General features: G+C 66.8%; 19 protein-coding genes. 13 read left to right on the top strand and 6 right to left on the bottom strand.

Annotated features, from left to right (window positions below; all coding sequences use genetic code 11):
• The first annotated feature begins 122 nt into the window (after positions 1–122).
• Positions 123–1,028, top strand: a complete 906-nt coding sequence (ubiA, locus tag LN450_RS13700) for a 4-hydroxybenzoate octaprenyltransferase (protein WP_011346086.1) — start codon at positions 123–125, stop codon at positions 1,026–1,028.
• A 331-nt stretch (positions 1,029–1,359) separates the two neighbouring features.
• Here ubiA and LN450_RS13695 read toward each other — a convergent pair whose 3' ends face one another.
• The gene (locus LN450_RS13695; RefSeq protein ID WP_011346085.1) at positions 1,360–2,085 is read right to left on the bottom strand and encodes a ComF family protein; all 726 of its coding nucleotides are present in this window, start codon (positions 2,083–2,085) and stop codon (positions 1,360–1,362) included.
• Between the two features lie 49 nt (positions 2,086–2,134).
• On the opposite strand from LN450_RS13695, the gene bioB reads away from it, so the two are divergent.
• The 7 genes from bioB to lpxO all read left to right on the top strand — a co-directional run bounded on the left by bioB (position 2,135) and on the right by lpxO (position 8,825).
• The gene (bioB, locus tag LN450_RS13690; RefSeq protein ID WP_005912728.1) at positions 2,135–3,169 is read left to right on the top strand and encodes a biotin synthase BioB; all 1,035 of its coding nucleotides are present in this window, start codon (positions 2,135–2,137) and stop codon (positions 3,167–3,169) included.
• Entirely contained in the window at positions 3,093–4,466 is a 1,374-nt protein-coding gene (gene bioF / locus LN450_RS13685) for an 8-amino-7-oxononanoate synthase (protein WP_170808619.1), read from the top strand. Before bioB ends, bioF begins: the two co-directional genes overlap by 77 nt.
• Before the next feature lie 191 nt (positions 4,467–4,657).
• Positions 4,658–5,032, top strand: a complete 375-nt coding sequence (locus tag LN450_RS13680) for a DUF7079 family protein (RefSeq protein ID WP_008578119.1) — start codon at positions 4,658–4,660, stop codon at positions 5,030–5,032.
• A 100-nt stretch (positions 5,033–5,132) separates the two neighbouring features.
• A complete protein-coding gene (gene bioH / locus LN450_RS13675) occupies positions 5,133–5,894 on the top strand; it encodes a pimeloyl-ACP methyl ester esterase BioH (RefSeq protein WP_041855102.1) in 762 nt (253 codons plus the stop codon).
• A 45-nt stretch (positions 5,895–5,939) separates the two neighbouring features.
• Complete coding sequence (locus LN450_RS13670; RefSeq protein ID WP_005912735.1) at positions 5,940–6,722, top strand: SDR family oxidoreductase; 783 nt, start codon at positions 5,940–5,942, stop codon at positions 6,720–6,722.
• 63 nt (positions 6,723–6,785) lie between these two features.
• Positions 6,786–7,670: a malonyl-ACP O-methyltransferase BioC gene (gene bioC, locus LN450_RS13665; RefSeq protein ID WP_011346083.1), complete on the top strand. Its 885-nt coding sequence runs from the start codon at positions 6,786–6,788 to the stop codon at positions 7,668–7,670.
• Positions 7,671–7,919: 249 nt separating this feature from the next.
• Positions 7,920–8,825: a lipid A hydroxylase LpxO gene (gene lpxO, locus LN450_RS13660; RefSeq protein WP_008578114.1), complete on the top strand. Its 906-nt coding sequence runs from the start codon at positions 7,920–7,922 to the stop codon at positions 8,823–8,825.
• A 101-nt stretch (positions 8,826–8,926) separates the two neighbouring features.
• Here the strand turns inward: lpxO and LN450_RS13655 are convergent, their stop codons facing one another.
• Genes LN450_RS13655 through LN450_RS13645 form a run of 3 tightly spaced genes read right to left on the bottom strand, consistent with a single transcriptional unit; the run spans position 8,927 to position 10,951 of the window.
• Positions 8,927–9,346, bottom strand: a complete 420-nt coding sequence (locus tag LN450_RS13655) for a ketosteroid isomerase-related protein (protein WP_005912741.1) — start codon at positions 9,344–9,346, stop codon at positions 8,927–8,929.
• 43 nt (positions 9,347–9,389) lie between these two features.
• Positions 9,390–10,007 carry a YdcF family protein gene (locus tag LN450_RS13650; RefSeq protein ID WP_005912742.1) on the bottom strand — a complete coding sequence of 206 codons (618 nt, stop codon included), beginning with the start codon at positions 10,005–10,007 and terminating at the stop codon, positions 9,390–9,392.
• Positions 9,992–10,951: a pyridoxal-phosphate dependent enzyme gene (locus LN450_RS13645; RefSeq protein ID WP_011346082.1), complete on the bottom strand. Its 960-nt coding sequence runs from the start codon at positions 10,949–10,951 to the stop codon at positions 9,992–9,994. The genes LN450_RS13650 and LN450_RS13645 overlap by 16 nt, the downstream gene beginning before the upstream one ends.
• Positions 10,952–11,108: 157 nt before the next feature.
• Between LN450_RS13645 and LN450_RS13640 the strand changes: the two genes are divergently transcribed.
• The 4 genes from LN450_RS13640 (at position 11,109) to LN450_RS13625 (ending at position 14,985) form a co-directional block, all read left to right on the top strand.
• Positions 11,109–11,591 (top strand): hypothetical protein, encoded by a 483-nt coding sequence (locus tag LN450_RS13640; RefSeq protein WP_011346081.1) that lies wholly within the window; start codon positions 11,109–11,111, stop codon positions 11,589–11,591.
• Between the two features lie 138 nt (positions 11,592–11,729).
• Positions 11,730–11,900, top strand: a complete 171-nt coding sequence (locus LN450_RS13635; RefSeq protein WP_014089120.1) for a hypothetical protein — start codon at positions 11,730–11,732, stop codon at positions 11,898–11,900.
• 261 nt (positions 11,901–12,161) lie between these two features.
• Positions 12,162–14,066, top strand: a complete 1,905-nt coding sequence (mnmG, locus tag LN450_RS13630) for a tRNA uridine-5-carboxymethylaminomethyl(34) synthesis enzyme MnmG (RefSeq protein ID WP_011346079.1) — start codon at positions 12,162–12,164, stop codon at positions 14,064–14,066.
• Positions 14,067–14,304: 238 nt separating this feature from the next.
• Positions 14,305–14,985, top strand: coding sequence for a DUF2490 domain-containing protein (locus LN450_RS13625; protein WP_008578109.1), 681 nt, complete (start codon positions 14,305–14,307; stop codon positions 14,983–14,985).
• Between the two features lie 298 nt (positions 14,986–15,283).
• Here the strand turns inward: LN450_RS13625 and LN450_RS13620 are convergent, their stop codons facing one another.
• Together LN450_RS13620 and LN450_RS13615 are read right to left on the bottom strand one after the other, a co-directional pair.
• Positions 15,284–16,252, bottom strand: coding sequence for an alpha/beta hydrolase (locus LN450_RS13620; RefSeq protein ID WP_011346078.1), 969 nt, complete (start codon positions 16,250–16,252; stop codon positions 15,284–15,286).
• Positions 16,253–16,506: 254 nt separating this feature from the next.
• Positions 16,507–17,367, bottom strand: a complete 861-nt coding sequence (locus LN450_RS13615; protein ID WP_008578107.1) for a PA4780 family RIO1-like protein kinase — start codon at positions 17,365–17,367, stop codon at positions 16,507–16,509.
• 148 nt (positions 17,368–17,515) lie between these two features.
• Between LN450_RS13615 and LN450_RS13610 the strand changes: the two genes are divergently transcribed.
• A complete protein-coding gene (locus tag LN450_RS13610; RefSeq protein WP_014089115.1) occupies positions 17,516–18,376 on the top strand; it encodes an IclR family transcriptional regulator domain-containing protein in 861 nt (286 codons plus the stop codon).
• Positions 18,377–18,437: the final 61 nt, after the last annotated feature.

The raw sequence follows: 18,437 nt of genomic DNA, 5'->3' as shown, positions 1-18,437 counted from the left end.
CAGCCGCACCCCATGACAGCCGGCCATCATGGATGGCAGGGCATTGCCAGGATTGCCGCCCGCACAGCGCCCACCCCGCGCCCACATGACCACGGCCGAGCCGCGCTGCTACCCTTTGCCGCATGAGCAAGCATGGTGTCGAACAACTGCCCGCAGCGCGCGCGCTGACGTGGCCGCAGCGATTGGGCCAGTACTGGAAGCTGGTCCGTGGCGACCGCCCGATCGGGAGCCTGCTGCTGCTCTGGCCCACCTGGTGGGCGTTGTGGCTGGCTGCCGATGGCCTGCCGCCGCTGTGGACGCTGTTGGTGTTCACCGCCGGGGTGTGGCTGACCCGCTCGGCCGGCTGCGTGATCAACGATTACGCAGACCGCTGGCTAGATCCGCACGTGGAGCGCACCAAATCGCGTCCGCTGGCCACCGGCGCGGTCTCCGGGCGCGAGGCGCTGTGGGTCTTCGTGGTGCTGATGCTGGTGGCCTTCGCGCTGGTGCTCACGCTCAACTGGCTCACCGTGGCGCTGAGCGTGCCCGGCGTGTTCCTGGCCGCCAGCTACCCCTATCTCAAGCGCCATACCCACCTGCCGCAGGTCTATCTGGGCATGGCGTTCGGCTGGGGCATCCCGATGGCCTTCGCCGCCGTGCAAGGCCGCGTGCCGTTGCTGGGCTGGCTGCTGTATGCCGCCAACATCCTGTGGGCCACCGCCTACGACACCTGGTACGCCATGGTCGACCGCGACGACGATATCCGCATGGGCAGCAAATCCACCGCCATCCTGTTCGGCAGATTCGATCTGATCGCACAAGGCATCTTGTATGCGCTGATGGCCGCGACGCTGGTGCTGGTCGGCCTGCGCGCCGATCTCGGTGTGGCGTACTGGGCCGGTCTGGCCGTTGCGGCGCTGCTGGTCGCCTACGAATTCCGCATCGCCCGCCACCGCGAGCGTGGCCCCTGCTTCCGCGCCTTCCTGCACAACAACTGGGTCGGCCTGGCGATCTTCGTCGGCATCGCCGTGGCGGTGGCGGGGCGTTAGATTCGGGAATCGGGAATCGGGAATCGGGAATCCGTCGATTACAGACCAGATGTTGGGATGACGGGTGAGGGTTCGAAGCATGCGCGCATCTTTGACGGCTCTACTCCTCGTCTCGTCCTCCGCCGTCCACCCACCGAAGCCGCATCGCCATCCACCGCGCTGTCCTGTCAGGCAGCGAGCCCCTCTCCTGCGGGGCGAAAAGACACGGCTTGCGCGCCACTGGCGCGCGTGTCTTGGAGCGCCCGCGCCGCAAGCGTGGGCCGGGGCGCAGAGCGGGGGTTGGGGTGAGGGTAAGGGCGAAGCCTCGCGCACCTGACGCCGGCAGGCCAGATCACGGCACCCGCGCGCAGACCCACGCATCCACCCGTTGAACACCCGCCTTGCGCAAGGCCTTCGCCGCGGCGTGGAGTGTCGCGCCGGTCGTCATCACGTCGTCCACCAAGGCCACATGCGCCGGCAAGGCGCCGCGGGCCTCGAAGGCATCGCGCAGATTGCGCTGCCGCTCGACCGCGTCCAGTTCGGATTGCGGTGCGGTTGCGCGAACGCGTCGCAGCAACGGCAGGCACGGCAGCTGCAGCGCGCGGCCCAGCGGTCGGGCCAGCTCCAGCGCCTGGTCGTAACCGCGCTGGCGCAGACGCTGCCGGTGCAGGCTTACCGGCACCAACGCCTGCGGGCGCGGCAGCCCCACGCAGCGCCGGGCCATCAGTTCGCTGAGCAGGCGGCCTGCCGCCAGGTCCTGATGAAACTTGAACCGCCGCAGCAGCCCATCCACCGGCCAGCGATAGGTAAAACAGGCATGCACCCGCTGCAGCGGTGATGGGTGCTGCAGGCACTGCCCGCATAGCGCCACCGCGTCGGAGACGAACAGTTGCGTGGCGCAGCACAGGCAGGCATGGCCGTGATCGGGCAAGGCGGCGCGGCATGCGGGGCATAGATCGCCATCGGGCGTGCCGGCCTCCGCGCAGACCAGGCACAGGCTCGGCAGCAACAGCCGCAGCACCCGCTGCGGCCATCTGTAAACCGATCGAACCTGATTGAAGTTGACAGCCTCTTCCATGCTCACCAGACTGCCTGGCTTCCAAGCCGCTGACTGTCAGGAAACTCCGATGTCTGTTGTCGTCCGCCATGACTGGGATCGCAAAGAGCTGCAGGCGCTGTTCGATTTGCCGTTCCCGGAGCTGCTGCACCGCGCGGCCAGCGTGCATCGCGCGCACTTCGACCCGGCGCAAGTGCAGGTGTCCACCCTGCTCTCGGTCAAGACCGGCGGTTGCCCGGAAGACTGTGCGTACTGCCCGCAGGCGCAGCGTTACGACACCGGCGTGAGCGCGCAGAAGCTCATGGAGACCGAAGAGGTCGTGGCCAAGGCGCGCCAGGCCAAGGCCGCCGGCGCCTCGCGCTTCTGCATGGGCGCGGCCTGGCGCTCGCCCAAGGAGCGCGACATCCCCAAGGTCGCGGCGATGATCCGCGAGGTCAAGGCCATGGGCCTGGAAACCTGCGCCACGCTCGGCATGCTCGACGCCGGCCAGGCGCGTGCGCTCAAGGATGCCGGGCTGGACTACTACAACCACAATCTGGACACCGCGCCGGATTATTACGACTCGATCATCCACACCCGCCAGTACCAGGACCGCCTGAACACGCTGGAGCATGTGCGCGATGTCGGCCTGAAGACCTGCTGCGGCGGCATCGTCGGCATGGGCGAAACCCGCGAACACCGCGTCGGCCTGCTGCTGGCGCTGGCCACGCTGCCGGCGCATCCGGATTCGGTGCCGATCAACCAACTGGTGCAGGTACCCGGTACGCCGCTGCACGGCACCCAGCAGCTGGATCCGTTCGAGTTCGTGCGCATGATCGCCGTCGCCCGGATCGCCATGCCGAAATCGATGGTGCGCCTGTCCGCCGGCCGCGAGGCGATGAGCGACGAACTGCAGGCACTGTGCTTCCTGGCCGGTGCCAACTCGATTTTCTACGGCGAAAAACTGCTCACCACCGGCAACCCGGACACCGAGCGCGACCAGGCACTGTTCCAGCGCCTGGGCCTGCGCCCGATGCAGATCACCGTGGATGCGGCCGAGCACGATCATCCCGGCACCGTCCATGCGGAGATCACCCGCAGCGCGGCCTGCGAGCACGCCGCCTGACCCGGCGCCGGGCACCGGTCGTCGGTGGCGGCTGGGCGCCCCGAGCCCGGCACGCTACGCTAGCGGGCCTTCCCTGCCGTTGAACGCCCCCATGGCTCGCCCCGATCTGCACGAACGGATTTCGTCGCTGCGTAAATTGCGTGTGGCCCAGGAACGGGTGCGGGTGCGGCGACAGGTGGGGCGGCGCGATGGCGTGCGGCTGGAGATCGATGGCCGTTGGCTGACCGGTTTCTGTTCCAACGACTACCTGGGTCTGTCGCAACAGTTCGAAGTGGTCGCCGCGCTGCAGGATGCCGCTGCCCGCGATGGTGCCGGCGCCACTGCCTCGCATCTGATCTGCGGCCACCACACCGCGCACGAAACGCTCGAACGCGAAATCGCCGACTGGTTGGGCTATCCGTCGGCGTTGCTGTTCGGCAGCGGCTTCATCGCCAATCTTGCCGTGCAGCAAGCGTTACTCAGCGAAGAAGACGACGTCTGCGTGCAGGACCGGCTCAATCACGCCAGCCTGCTCGATGCCACGCGGCTGGCCGGTTGCCGGCTGCGGCGCTATCCGCACCTGGACGTGGAAGGCGCGATGCGCCAGCTCAAGGGCGCGCCCGAAGGCGCGGCGATGCTGGCCACCGACGGCGTTTTCAGCATGGATGGCGATGTCGCGCCGCTGCGCGCCTTGAGCCTGGTGGCACGCATGCAGCACGCGCTGTTCTATGTAGACGACGCGCACGGTGTCGGCGTGCTCGGTCCGCAGGGGCGCGGTTGCGTGGCCGATGCCGGGTTGGGCGTGGCCGAAGTGCCGTTGCAGTTGGTCACGCTGGGCAAGGCGCTCGGTGGTTACGGCGCGGTGGTGGTGGGCGAAGAGGCGTTGGTGCGCCATCTGGCCGAAACTGCGCGCCCCTACATCTACACCACTGCACTGCCGCCGGCGCAAGTCGCGGCCACCCTGGCGGCCGTGCGCCTGGCGCGTCGCGACGATTGGCGGCGTACGCGCCTGGTCGAATTGATCGGTGCCTTCCGCGATGGCGCGCGCAAGCACGGCTTCGAACTGATGGCCTCCGACACGCCGATCCAGCCGCTGCTATGCGGCGAGGAAGCAACCGTGATGGCGATGTCGGCTGCGCTCGAACACGCAGGTTTCATGGTTGGCGCCATTCGTCCGCCCACCGTGCCCGAAGGCAAGGCGCGCTTGCGCGTCACCTTGTCTGCGCTGCATACGCCGCAGCAGGTGCAGGCATTGATCGAGGCCATCGTGCAGGCGCGCGACGTGGTCAGTCGGCAGCCGCTGCGTGCCTCTGCCTGAGACACGCGGCAGTGCGTGGCTGGCCTGCATGCGAGCACGCGTGGGCCACTCAGCCAATGCAGCGATTGCACGACGCAGCTGCATGGCAGGCGACAACGGCGCGCTGACCGTGCATTGCGGGATGGATCGCCTGCATTGGACCCGCCGTGCAACCGGTGCGCGCCTGCATCCAATCGCACCCGGCCACTGACATGCCACTGGCGACACCTGGCACGGATACGGTGGCGCAACGTCGCGTGTGGGAAGCGTTGTCGCGGCTGTACCTGGACAGCGACAGTTGCGACGACGACGGCATCGCGCGCGTCCTGGCTGCCTCGCCCTTCACCCTGGACCAGTTGCGCACGATGTTGTTGTACGAAGTGCACCCGGTGCTGATCGGCAATCTGCGCAGCGTGGCCGGCGTCTGGGACGGCTTCGATCCCGACTGGCTGGCTGCAGCGATCCAGGCGCGGCGCGCACGGCGCCGACACTGGCCGGCGCGCTGGCACTGGTGCGGCCATGCGCGCGCGCAATGGGCACTGCTGGCTCCAAAGATCGTCGCACTGCGTGCAGCCGCCACGCATTGACTCCCAGGCGCTGCACCCAACATCGGATCTGCGTGCCTCCAATGACCAGCGCGCATCCCACGATGCGTGCCGGCACGCCACAATCGGCGACAATGCGCGCATGCATATCGATGTCATCGGCCACGGGCCTGCGCTGGTTCTCCTGCACGGTTGGGCACTGCACGGCGGCGTGTTCGCACCGCTGGTGGATCGCCTGGCGCCGCACTATCAATTGCATCTGGTCGACCTGCCCGGGCACGGCTTCAGTCGCGACGACAGCACGCCGCTGGCATTGCCCTATGTGGTTGCAGAAATTGCGGCCGCCACACCGCCGGCGGTCTGGCTCGGCTGGTCGCTGGGCGGGCTGTTTGCGCTGCATGCGGCCGCCACCCTGCGGCAGGTGCGTGGGTTGGCGATGATTGCCGCCACGCCGCGTTTCGTGCGTGGCAACGATTGGCCGAGTGCCGTCCAGCGCGAGGTGTTCGTGCAATTCGGGATCGAGTTGTCGCGCGACTACCGCGGCACGCTGGAGCGTTTTCTTGCGCTGGACACACTGGGCTCGGCGCATGCACGCAGCGAACTGCGCAGCCTGCGCGAGACGCTCACCGCGCGTGGCGAACCGGCACCGGAGGCGTTGCAGCAAGGGCTCGCCCTGCTCGAACGCACCGATCTGCGCCGCGCCGTGCCGCAACTCGCACGCCCCAGCCTGTGGATCGCCGGGCAACGCGATCGCCTGGTGCCTGCCGCCGGCATGCATGCCACCGCCGCGCTCAGCCCACACGCGCAGGCGCTCACCATTGCCGGCGGTGGTCACGCGCCGTTTCTGGGTCATGCAGATCAGGTGAGCGAGGCGCTGCAACGCTTCGTTGCGTCCGTGCCATGAGCCGATCGTCGATCATGCGACATCGCTGATCGAGGGACATCTCGCATGGATCTGGGAATCGCTGGCCGCTGGGCGTTGGTCTGCGCCGCAAGCAAAGGGCTGGGTTTGGGCTGCGCACGTGCATTGGCCGGCGAAGGCGCCAATGTGGTGATCGCCGCGCGCGGCCGTGAGGCACTGGAGCACGCCGCCGACGCCTTGCGCGCACTGCCCGGCGCTGGCCAGGTGCGCAGCGTGGTTGCCGATATCGCCACGCCGGAAGGACGCAGCGCCGCACTTGCGGCCTGTCCGCAGGTCGACATCCTGATCAACAACGCGGGCGGCCCGCCGCCGGGCGATTTCCGCCAGTGGGAACGCGCCGACTGGTTGCGCGCGCTGGACGCCAACATGCTGGCGCCGATCGAACTGATCCGCGCCACCGTCGATGGCATGCGCGCCCGCCGCTTCGGCCGCATCGTCAACATCACCTCCAGCGCGGTGAAGGCGCCGATCGACATCCTCGGCCTGTCCAATGGCGCGCGCGCCGGCCTGACCGGTTTCGTCGCCGGGCTCGCGCGCAGCACCGTGGCCGACAACGTCACCATCAACAACCTGCTGCCTGGGCAGTTCGTCACCGACCGCTTGCGCGGCAACTTCGCCGCCATCGCGCAGCAACAGGGCAGCAGCGCCGACGAGGTCGCCGAACGCAAGCGCGCGGGCATTCCGGCGGCGCGTTTTGGCGAGCCGGACGAGTTCGGCGCGGCCTGCGCCTTTCTGTGCAGCGCGCAGGCCGGCTATATCACCGGACAGAATCTGTTGATCGATGGCGGCAGCTATCCCGGCACGTTCTAGCGCGGCGCCTTGCACGCCCGATCGATTCCCTCCGCCCCTGCCAGGGGCGACAATAGCCTTGCCATGACCAGTACTTTCGATCCCCGCCACGTCCGGCGCGCGTTTGCGCGTGCCGCCAGCACCTATACCGCCGCCGCCGCGCTTCAACGCGAAGCGGAAGCCCGCCTGCTCGAATCGCTCGACTACCTGGGCGAGCATGTGCCCAAGGTGGTGCTGGATGTCGGCGCCGGCCCCGGCCATGCCAGCGCTGCAATCAAGAAGCGCTGGCCCAAGGCACAGGTGATCGCGCTGGATCAGGCCATGCCGATGCTTCGCCAGGCGCGCAAGGCCGCAGGCTGGTGGAAGCCGTTCACGCAGGTGTGTGCCGATGCGCGCGCGCTACCGGTCGCCGACGGCAGCGTGGATGTGATCTTCAGCAATCTGTGCCTGCAGTGGGTGGAAGACCTGCCGGCCGTGTTCGCCGGTTTCCGTCGCGCGCTGCGCCCGGGCGGGTTGCTGCTGTGCTCCACCTTCGGCCCGGAAACGCTGATCGAATTGCGCGAGGCCTTTGCGCAGACCGACCCGGCCCCGCACGTCAGCCGCTTTCCGCCGATCGCCCAATTCGGCGATGCCCTGCTGATGTCCGGGTTCCGCGACCCGGTGCTGGACCGCGACCTGTTCACCCTGACCTACAACGACCTGCCCGCACTGATGCGCGAGCTGCGTGCGATGGGGGCAACCAATGCGCTCAGCAACCGCCGGGCCACCCTGACCGGACGCGGTCGCTTCGCGGCCGCCAGCGCGGCCTACGAACCGCTGCGGCGACCGGACGGCACCCTGCCCAGCTCCTGGGAAGTGATCTACGCCCATGCCTGGGCACCGGCGCCGGGCGCGCCCATCCGCGAACACGGGCATGAGGTCGCCAGCGTGCCGGTCAGCGCCATCCCGATCCGCCGCCGCATCGACTGAACGGCGGTACAGAACGCCGGTCCGCGCGCATCCACTGCCGGTGAGACACAGCGTATTGCGCCCATGCCACTGCTCAGCGGTCAGGCTCGGCGGTGACAGTTGCTAGAATTCTGAAGTGACCGGCCGCACTTCCTTCGTTGCGGCTTACCTTGTTCGATGGTGGCTACCGACACGACGCAGCAGTGCTGCGTGCGTTTATTGGCAGCCACTCTCACGTTTGCGGCCCCCCGCCCCCAATCGGCCTCCCTCATGTTGAAGTGGCTCCTCATCGCGCTGTTCATCGCATCGGCGCTCTACATCCATTATCGCGGTCGCGTGCGGCACCGGCTCAGCCGGCAGTTGCTGGACCATTCCACCTTCATGGCCCCCATCAACACACTGATGTACCTGTGTTCGCGGGTGCCGACCACCCCGTTCATCGACCCGGGCAAGGAATTTCCCGAGCTGGCGCCGCTGCGCGCGAGCTGGCCACTGATCCGCGACGAAGCGGTGGCGTTGCAACAAATGCAGAAGATCCGCGCTGCCGAAGGCTATACCGACATCGGCTTCAATTCGTTCTTCCGGCGTGGCTGGAAGCGCTTCTATCTGAAGTGGTACGGCACCGCGCATCCGTCTGCCGCCGAATTGTGTCCGCAGACCACCGCCCTGCTGAAATCCATTCCCACGGTCAAGGCCGCGATGTTCGCCGAGCTGCCGCCGGGCAGCGAACTTCGCCCGCACCGCGACCCGTTCGCCGGCTCCATGCGCCTGCACCTGGGCCTGGCCACACCGAACGACGACCGTTGCTTCATCGACGTCGACGGCCAGCGCCACAGCTGGCGCGATGGCGAGTGGACCATGTTCGACGAGACCTATATCCATTACGCGCGCAACGACACCGACCAGGACCGCATCATCCTGTTCTGCGATATCGAACGCCCGATGCGTTGGCGCTGGGCGGCGGCGGTGAACCGCTTCGTCGGCCGCAGCCTGCTCTCGGCCGGCGCCTCGCCCAATCAGGAAGGCGACAAGACCGGCGGCATCAATCGCGTGTTCCGCTATTTCTACGCCGCCCGCCTCAAGGCCAAGGCGCTGAAGGAACGCAACAACCCGCTGTACCAGGTGCTCAAGTGGAGCATCTTCATCCTGGTGGTGGTCGGGATCGTGTTGCTGTAATCCCCGCCTACCCGCGTAGAAGCGCACCCGGGCGCGAGCGTCGTCGTCGATAACGCCTCATCGCGCCCAGGTGCGCTGCTACGCAGCGTTGGTCGATGCGCTCAGCGCGATACCTGCGCAATCCATTCCTGCAGGTTGTAGTAGTTGGTCACGCGGGTGATCGTGTCGCCGCGCACGTCGAAGAACGCACCGCCCACCAGCACATAGGTCTGCCCGTTGGCCTCCGGCAGGCCTTCGTCGGTGGTGTGATAGACGCCATGCACCACGTACTCGGCACCGACCCGGGTGCCATCGTCGTTGGCGATGACGACCACATCGCGCAATTGCTCGCGGTAGCTGTCGTTCATGCGCTGCAGGAACGCGGCAAATGCGTTGCGGCCGATTTCGCGCGGACCTTGATTGAGGTCGTGGGCGACGTCCTCGGCCAGAAACGCCAACATGCCGTCCCAATCGCCACGGTTGAAGGCTGCGTAGTAGGCCTGCACCAGGCCAATGGCGTGTTGCCGATGGGTCTCGCTCATGCTCGAACCTGCCCGCTGGGAAAGCCGCATCATAGGCCTGCGGTCACGGCCCTTGCACCACCAGATCGCGGTGGAAGTAATACACCTCCTGCAACAGGAAGCGCCAGCTGGTGTGGAAGCTGCGAAACCGCGTGCTCGGCGTGGACGAAGCCAGCGCGTCGATACCCAGTTCCTGGCTCAGCCGCAGCGCGCGCGCCATGTGCAGTGGGTCGCTGACGATGATCGCCCGATGCAGGCCGTGCCGCTCCATCAGCGTGCGCGCCTGTTCCAGGTTCTGCCGGGTGGTGCGCGAGGTGGTTTCGATCACGATGGCTTCCGGCGGAATGCCGTGGCGCAGCGCGTAGCGTCGGGCCACCTGCGATTCGGCAAAGCGTGCGCCGTTGCCGAAGCCGCCGGTGAACAGCAGCCGCGGCGCATAGCCCTGCGCGTACAGGTCCAATGCGTGCCGGATGCGTTCTTCGAACACCGGCGAAGGGCGCGCATCGTAGGCGGCCGCACCCAGCACGATGATCACATCGGCCGGTGCGGCCTGATCGCGGTCGCCGATCCACACGATCCAGCCTGCCACGGCCACCAGCCAGATCAGCGCCAGCATGCACAACCGCCAGCCCCAGCCCCACAGGCCGAGCCCGCGTGAGCGCCTGCTCACGCCGCGGCCCAAGGCAAGGCATCCAGATCGACATTGCCGCCGGACAGGATCAGCCCCACCCGCCGCCCGGCAAACCGTGCCGGCTGGGCCAGGACCGCGGCCAGGGCGATCGCCGAAGACGGCTCGACCACTTGCTTGAGCAACTGCCAGACCAGCCGCATCGCCTGGACGACCGCCGCATCGTCCACCGTGATCACCTGTGCCCCGGCGCGCTGCAGCACTGCAAAGTTGGGCGCGCCCAAGGTGCCGCGCAGGCCATCGCAAATGGTGTCCGGCACGAAATCGACCAGCCGCTGCCCGGCCGCCAGCGAACGCGCGGTGTCGGCTGCGCCGGCCGGCTCGGCCAGTACCAGCTCGCAGTCCGGCGAGGATTGCAGCGCCAGTGCGGCGCCGGCCGCCAGCCCACCACCGCCGACCGGCGCCACCAGCACATCCAGCCCGCCGCTTTGGTGCAACAGCTCCAGCGTGGCGGTGCCCTGCCCGGCGATCACTGCACGATCGGTATACGGGTGCACCAGTTTGGCGCCGCTGCCGGCCTGCACCTCGGCGCACATCTGTTCCCGCGCCGCGATGGTCGGCGCGCAACGCCACAACGTGGCGCCGTTCCGGGAGATATTGGCCAGCTTGGCCGCCACCGCGCCCTCGGGCACCACCACATGGCAGCCGATGCCGCGCGTGCGTGCGGCAAGCGCCAGCGCCGCGCCGTGGTTGCCGGAGGAATGCGTGACCACACCATGCGCAGCCAGCTCATCCGGCAGCGACCACACGGCATTGCAGGCACCGCGGAACTTGAATGCGCCGCTGCGCTGCAAATGCTCGGCCTTGAAGAACAACTGCGCACTGCTGAGCGCGTCCAGACTGTGCGATGTCAGCAACGGTGTCGGCGCGCAGTGCGGCGCAATCCGCGCAGCGGCCTGCAGGACGTCGGAATGGGCAAGGGGGACCGTCTCGATCATGCCTGCAAGATTAACGTATCGCCTCCTCTTCACGGGTCGCACGCAGTGCCGCCGCGCATGCTGGATCGATGACAAAGCGTCGCAATGCCGCACAATTAAGGACCGATTCAATGCATCGGTTCGACAGTGGCACCATGGTTGCAGGAGGGCACCATCCATGAAATTCCGTCTGATCTTCGCCGCCGGGCTCTTGGCCCTGGGCGGCTGCGCAACCTACGACTACACCGGCGGGGGGTCGGGCGGCTATTACCGTGGTGCGCCTGCCGTGCAGTATCGCTATCCGCCCGGCTACTCCCCGTACTTCTACGGCAATCCGTATGGTTTGCCATATGGATATGGCGCCGGGTCGATCGGCCTGTACGACTACCCGGTGTATCCGGTGTATCCGGTCTATCGCGGTGGTGGCGGCTACTACTACCGGCAGTACGATCGCCGTCCGCAGTACCGTCCGCCGCGGCCGAACGGCTCGTTCAACAACGGGCAGCGCCCCGGCGGTTCGCGGCCGCAGCAACCCAATCGCCCGCCGGCAAACGGCGCGCCGCCGTCGCGGCCGCCACCGCGTATCGGCGCGCCGCCGCGCGTCATTCGCGAGATCCAGCGGCAAACCGCGCCGCGCAACACACGCGAACAGATTCCGTAAGAGGCTGACTGCGACCTGGCCCACACTTGGCGATATTGGGGGCTTGCGTTCAGCTGACGATTGGCCGCAAGCTAGGTGCTCTGTGTGACCCGCCACGTCATTTTTTGACCGGGCCAGCCCCACTGACGACTTATGTCGATGTCCGACAGGGAAATCTGGATCCCCCCTGTTCCGGCCCTGTCGGATATCGGCGCCTACAACACAGAAAGCCCCGGCATGCCGGGGCTTTCTGTTTTTGTTTCGATGGTTGCCAAGCAGGCTGCAGCGGAACGGGCGCGTGCGCCATTTCGCAGAAACCTTAAAAAATAAGGGTCGGCAGTCCCCCGACTACCGACCCTTACGCTACCCCATCGCACGCGCGGCTGGCCCCTGTTCCAATTCCAGCCTTTGCGCCCATGTCGCAATGCCACGACGGGTGCAGTAGGGATATCCGCACGAAACATGCCAACTTGAGGGTCACTTACGTAAATTGTGATTTTCATCACAATTTATAGCGAACGAGTGACCTCGCCCGCCCTTCAGCCGATACTTTCGCGGCCGTTTTCCTTTTCCCGCTCCTGGTCCACGCCCATGTCCGACTCCTTCTATCGCTACGACGTCATCGTGATCGGTGGCGGTCATGCCGGCACCGAGGCCGCCCTGGCGTCTGCACGCACAGGGGCGCGCACCTTGTTGCTCACCCACAACATCGAGACAGTGGGCGCGATGAGCTGTAACCCGGCCATCGGCGGAATCGGCAAGGGCCACCTGGTCAAGGAGATCGACGGACTCGGCGGGGCGATGGCACGCGCCGCGGATCTGGCCGGCATCCAGTGGCGCACGCTCAACGCCTCCAAGGGGCCGGCAGTGCGTGCCACGCGCTGCCAGGCCGATCGCAACCTGTACCGCACTGCGATCCGCTGCATCGTCGAGGCCCAGCCCAACCTGACCGTCTTCCAGGCGGCAGTGGACGACCTGATCATCCACAACGGCACGTCCGAAGCCGACAGCGTGCGCGGCGTCATCACCCAGACCGGGCTGCGTTTCCAAGCGCCTTCGGTGGTGCTGACCGCCGGGACGTTCCTGGCCGGCAAGATCCATGTCGGCGAAACCCAGTACGCGGCCGGGCGCATGGGCGACCCGCCGGCCACCACGCTGGCCGCGCGCCTGCGCGAGCGCCCGTTCGCGATCGACCGGCTCAAGACCGGCACCCCGCCGCGGATCGACGGGCGCACCCTCGATTACGGCGTGATGGCCGAACAACCCGGCGACGACCCATTGCCGGTGATGTCGTTCATGGGCCAGGTCAGCGACCATCCGCGCCAGGTCAGCTGCTGGATCACCCAGACCACCGAACAGACCCACGAGATCATTCGCAACGCGCTGCACCGCTCGCCGCTGTATTCGGGGCAGATCGAAGGCATCGGCCCGCGCTACTGCCCGTCGATCGAAGACAAGGTGGTGCGTTTTGCCGAGAAGACCAGCCACCAGATCTTCGTCGAACCCGAAGGGCTGGAGGTGGCCGAGATCTATCCCAACGGTATTTCCACCTCGCTGCCGTTCGATGTGCAGCTGGCGCTGGTGCGCTCGATCCACGGCTTTGCGAACGCGCACATCACCCGCCCCGGCTACGCCATCGAATACGACTTCTTCGACCCGCGCGGGCTCAAGGCCTCGCTGGAGACCAAGGCGGTGGGCGGGCTGTTCTTCGCCGGGCAGATCAACGGCACCACCGGTTACGAAGAGGCCGCCGCCCAGGGTCTGCTGGCCGGACTCAACGCAGCGCGCCACGTGCAGGGGCTGCCGGCGTGGTCGCCGCGCCGCGACGAGGCCTACCTGGGCGTGCTGGTGGACGATCTCATTACCCACGGCACCACCGAGCCGTATCGCATGTTCACCAGCCGCGCCGAATACCGCTTGCAGCTGCGCGAGGACAATGCCGATGCGCGGCTGACCGGCGTCGGGCGTGCGATGGGCCTGGTGGACGACGCGCGCTGGGCGCGCTTTGCGGCCAAGCAGGAGGCCGTGCAACGCGAAACGACGCGGTTGTCTGCACTGTGGGCCACACCGGGCAATGCGCTGGGCCGCGAGGTGGCCGGCGCGCTGGGCGTGACGGTCAGCCGCGAAACCAACGTGCTGGATCTGATCAAGCGCCCGGAGCTCACCTACGCCACCTTGATGCGGGTGCCGACCCTGGGCCCGGGCGTGGACGATGCGCAGGTAGCCGAGCAGGTCGAGATCAGCGTCAAGTACGCCGGTTATCTGGATCGCCAGCGCGACGATATCGCGCGTCAGCAACGCCACGAAACCACGCCGATCCCGGAAGGGTTCGACTACGCCAGCGTGCGTGGTCTGTCGATCGAAGTGCAACAGAAACTCGAGCGCGTGCGTCCCCAGCACATCGGCCAGGCACAACGGATTCCCGGCATGACGCCGGCAGCGATCTCGCTGCTGCTGGTGCATCTGGAGCGCGCGCGGCGCAGCCAGGTGGCGTGATCGACGCGACGATCGCTGCCCGTCGGCAGCGATCGCCGGGCCATCCATCCCTCTGAAGGCAGCAGTGAGCGCGCCAGTCATCGCGAAACGATGACGTGTGCCGATTAGCGAACATGCGGGCGAGCAAAGGCGACCTGAGCCGACCGAACGGTCGAAGCGGACTCAAGCGTTATTGCTATGATTTGCCAACGACGACACATTTCGACACATGAACGCATCTCGCACGTTACTGCCGGCGATGTTTCGCAGCGCCTGCGCCCTCCTGCTGTTGACCCTGGCATGCAGTTGGCCGGCGCATGCCAGGACCGAAGAAGACGGGCGTTACTGGCTGAGCGTCTACGCGCAAGGCAAGCTGCCGGTCGAAAACCTGTACTGGAGCATGGATGTGCATCCGCGCTGGCGCGAGGAAGGCGAACAGTTCGATCAACTGATCTTGCGCCCTGCCGTGTTCTATCGGCTCAATCCCAAGGCCAGTGTCTGGATGGGTTACGACACCATCATCAGCCATCCGGCCGGGCAGCCATCCAACCGCGAGAATCGCTGGTGGGGGCAATTTCAATATCAATTCGATCCGATCGCCGAGATCACCGTTACCAGCCGCACGCGCCTGGAACAGCGTCACCGCGAAGGCTTCAGCGATGAAGGGTATCGCGTGCGGCAGATGATCCGCGCGGTGCGCCCCAGCGGGTTCAGTCCGCAATTGTCGTGGGTGGCGTTCAACGAAGTGTTCGTCAATCTGGATCAGACCCGATGGGGCGCACAACGCGGTCTCGATCAGAACCGGGTGTTTGTCGGCATCAACTGGAAATTCAATGCCATTGCCAACGCCGATGTCGGTTACCTGAATCAGTTCGTCAACACGCGTACGGTGGATCGGGAAAACCACGTCCTGATGACCACGTTCCGCTTCAATTTTTGAGCATCACGTGCGCGTGGGCCAATGCAGGGCGAAGTTGAAAGCGCTGCGTTCAATCGACCCCGGCGCCATGCTGACTGGTTTCGATAGGACCTGCGGGTTGCCGACGAGCCACCGATGACGACCGTGACGGTTCGCGTGGTGCACAGCGCCCTTGGCGCCCACACAGCTGCCGGCGCACGGCTGCACCCAGGTGTTCTTTTTGCGAGGCGAGCCCGCACGCGGTGACACACGCCCCGACGCTGCAGTGACACCGCCACAGGTGCGGCAGCGCGTGCCTCGGCACGGCTGCCGCAGGCTGTCAGGCGGCCCTGCGTTCGATCGCGGGCAGCAGGCGCTGGCGTAGCGTCAACGCCGCCAGGTCCAGCGTTTCACCGGCGGCACGCAAGACGCTGCCCATGTTGATGAAGCCGTGGATCATGCCCGGGAAACTATGCAGGGTGACCTCCATTCCCGCCGCACGCAGGCGCTCGGCATAGGCGCGGCCTTCGTCGTACAGCATGTCGCGGTCGCAGACCACGACCAGCGCAGGCGCAACGCCGGCGACATCCGGCGCCAGCATCGGCGAGACACGCCAGTCGTTGGCCACCGCCATATCCGGCAGCAGATGGCGGTTGAAGAATTCCACCGCTGCCGCAGTCAACGGTGGCAGGCCGGCATTGAGCGAGCGCGATGGATACACGCCGCTGTCCTGGCGCGCGTCGGTCAGCGGATAGACCAGCAGCTGGCAACGCAAAGCGATGCCGGCATCGCGCGCGGCCAATGCGGCAACCGCGGCCATGGCGCCGCCGATACTGTCGCCGCAGACGGCAAGGCGCTGCACATCGGCGCCGACCGTGTCCGGGTGCGCAACCAGCCAATGCAACGTCGCGATGACATCTTCCACGCCGGCCGGCGCCGGATGCTCGGGGGCCAGACGGTAATGGATCGCCAACACCTGACAGCCAGCACGCGCCGCCAGTTGCCGGCACACATCGTCATGCGATTCCAGATCGCCCACCAGACCGCCGCCGCCGTGCACGAACAGGCAGGTCGGGGCCGGGCCGGCCGCGAGCCCCGTGGGGCGATACAAGCGCAAAGGCACTGCACCGGTGGCGGCCTCGGCCTGCAGATCGCGTACCTCGGCCATCTCGATGCGCGGGAAACCGAACTGCGCGCCCACCGCGCGCATCATCGCGCGCGCGCCTTCGATCGGCAGGGTTTCCATGGGCGGCTGCGCCGCCTCTTGAAGCTGGGCGAACAGACGCACGACATCAGGATCAAACGACATGACGAACTCTCCGATAAGCGATGGTCGAGCTTGCCAGATTGTTATGAACCATCACTATTCAAATCGTTAATCAGTACCGACAAAAAGGCCGGTGGTCCGGGCACGTACGCAAAAAAGCCCAAAATTGCTGAAAAAAGTGGCCGCACACGCGCAGATTGGCCGCTCGGCGATGTCGCAATGACTGCAGCGTGCGCGCTGAATTTGCTGCGCTGCATCGCAACCAATGCGCTGCTGCTGCGGCCTGTTGGCGCTTCCTAGTCGTTGTCTTCGGCAGCCGCTTCGCGGCCTTGCTGGCGAATGAGGTTTTCCTGGCGCGCATCTTCGATCGAGGCACGGACGGCGCGTACATCGGCGCGGCGGGTGTCGAATTTGAACCGCCCGGTGAGCACGCTGTCCGGGCGCAGTTCGCCCTTTTCGAACAGCGCCCACATCTCTTCGCCGTAATGGGTGTCCAGCAGCTCGGGCGCGAAACGGCCCAGGCAGTCGCGCAGGTTGTGCACATCGCGCAGCAGCATGTCGCGCGCGGCATTGTTGCCAGCGGCACTGACCACCTGCGGAAAGTCGATCACCACCGGGCCATCGGGCGAGACCAGCACGTTGTATTCGGACAGATCGCCGTGCACCAGGCCCAGCGACAGCATCTTGACCACATCGCCGATCAGGCTGGTGTGAAAGGCGCGCGCCTGCTCGGGTTCCAGGTCCACCTCGCCCAGCCGCGGTGCGCTGTGACCGGCGTCATCGGTGACCAGATCCATCAGCAGCACGCCGTGGAAGTAACCGCGCGGTTTGGGCACATGCACCCCGGCATCCACCAGTTGATAGAGCGCGTCGGCTTCGGTGTTCTTCCAGGCGGTTTCAGCTTCCTTGCGGCCGAACTTGGTGGCCTTGCCCATCGCGCGGGCCTGACGGCTGCCACGCACCTTGCGGCCTTCCTGGTACTGCACGCGCGCCTGGAAACTGCGTTGCGCCATGTCCTTGTAGACCTTGGCGCACAGGATCTCGGCGCCTGCGCTCACGACGTAGACGGATGCTTCCTTGCCGCTCTTCAGTGGTCGCAACACTTCGTCGATGACGCCGTCGTCGATCAGCGGCTGCAGGCCGTTGGGGGTTTTCATGGACTAAGAGCACCGATCCGTCACAAACCAGCGGCGATTATGCGGCAAGCAGGGTGAAGCGCTTACATGCCCACGCACAGAGTGTGAGCCGGGGCATGCCATGGCGCGAGCGCTTACCATGCACGGACCTGTCCGCTGCCGCACTCCTATGCCCGAGCCCGCCTCCAGCCGCCGCAAACGTCCCGCCACCGTGGTAGCGGCCGGCAGCGATCGCGGCCTGCCGCATGAGCTGATGCAGCAGATCGCCGCCGCCCAGGGCGATCCGGACTTCATGACCTCGCTGGGGCGCGGGCTGGTGGTGCTGAGCGTGTTCGCGCAGCACGCGCGCGAAGTGACGATGTCGCAGATCAGCCTGGAAACCGGTATCTCGCGCGCAGCCGTCCGGCGCGTGCTGCATACGCTGGCCAAGCTGGGCTATGTGGGCGAGCAAGGACGTGGCTACGTGTTGCTGCCGCGCGTGCTGGGCATCGGCGGCGCGTACGCGGCGTCTTCATCGATGACCGCGGCCGCACAGCCGGTCCTGGACGGGCTGCGCGACCAACTGCACGAATCGTGTTCGCTGGGCGTGCTGGATGGCGACGATCTGCTGTACGTGGCGCGGTCGGAAACGGTGCGCATCATGTCGATCGGGCTGCGCCCGGGGACGCGGCTGCCGGCCTACTGCACCTCGATGGGGCGGGTGTTGCTGGCCGCCCTGCCCGGCGACACCTTGCAGGCGTATCTGGAACGCACCACCTTGCGTCCGCGGACCGACCGCACGGTGACCCAGGCCTCGGCGCTGCTGGAGGTGCTGGCGCGCACGCGCCGCGAAGGCATGTGCCTGACCGATCAGGAACTGGAAATCGGCCTGCGCTCGATCGCCGTGCCGGTGCGCAACCTGCGCGGCGAGGTGATCGCCGCGCTCAACATCGGCGCCCAGGCCGGGCGGGTGAGCCTGCAGACGATGCAAACGCAGTTGCTGGAACCGCTGAAGCAGGCGGCGCAGCGGCTGGGAACCTTGCTGAGTTAGTGCAGCACCTTGCGTTGGCGCGGGCGTCGCCCGCGGGGCATCTGACCTGCCCCTGTGCTGC

Source organism: Xanthomonas euvesicatoria pv. euvesicatoria (assembly GCF_020880415.1).
In the GTDB taxonomy this organism is placed as follows: Bacteria; Pseudomonadota; Gammaproteobacteria; order Xanthomonadales; family Xanthomonadaceae; genus Xanthomonas; species Xanthomonas euvesicatoria.
The sequence above is the reverse complement of the archived record's forward strand: the minus strand, read 5'-3'. Positions and strand labels throughout refer to the sequence as shown.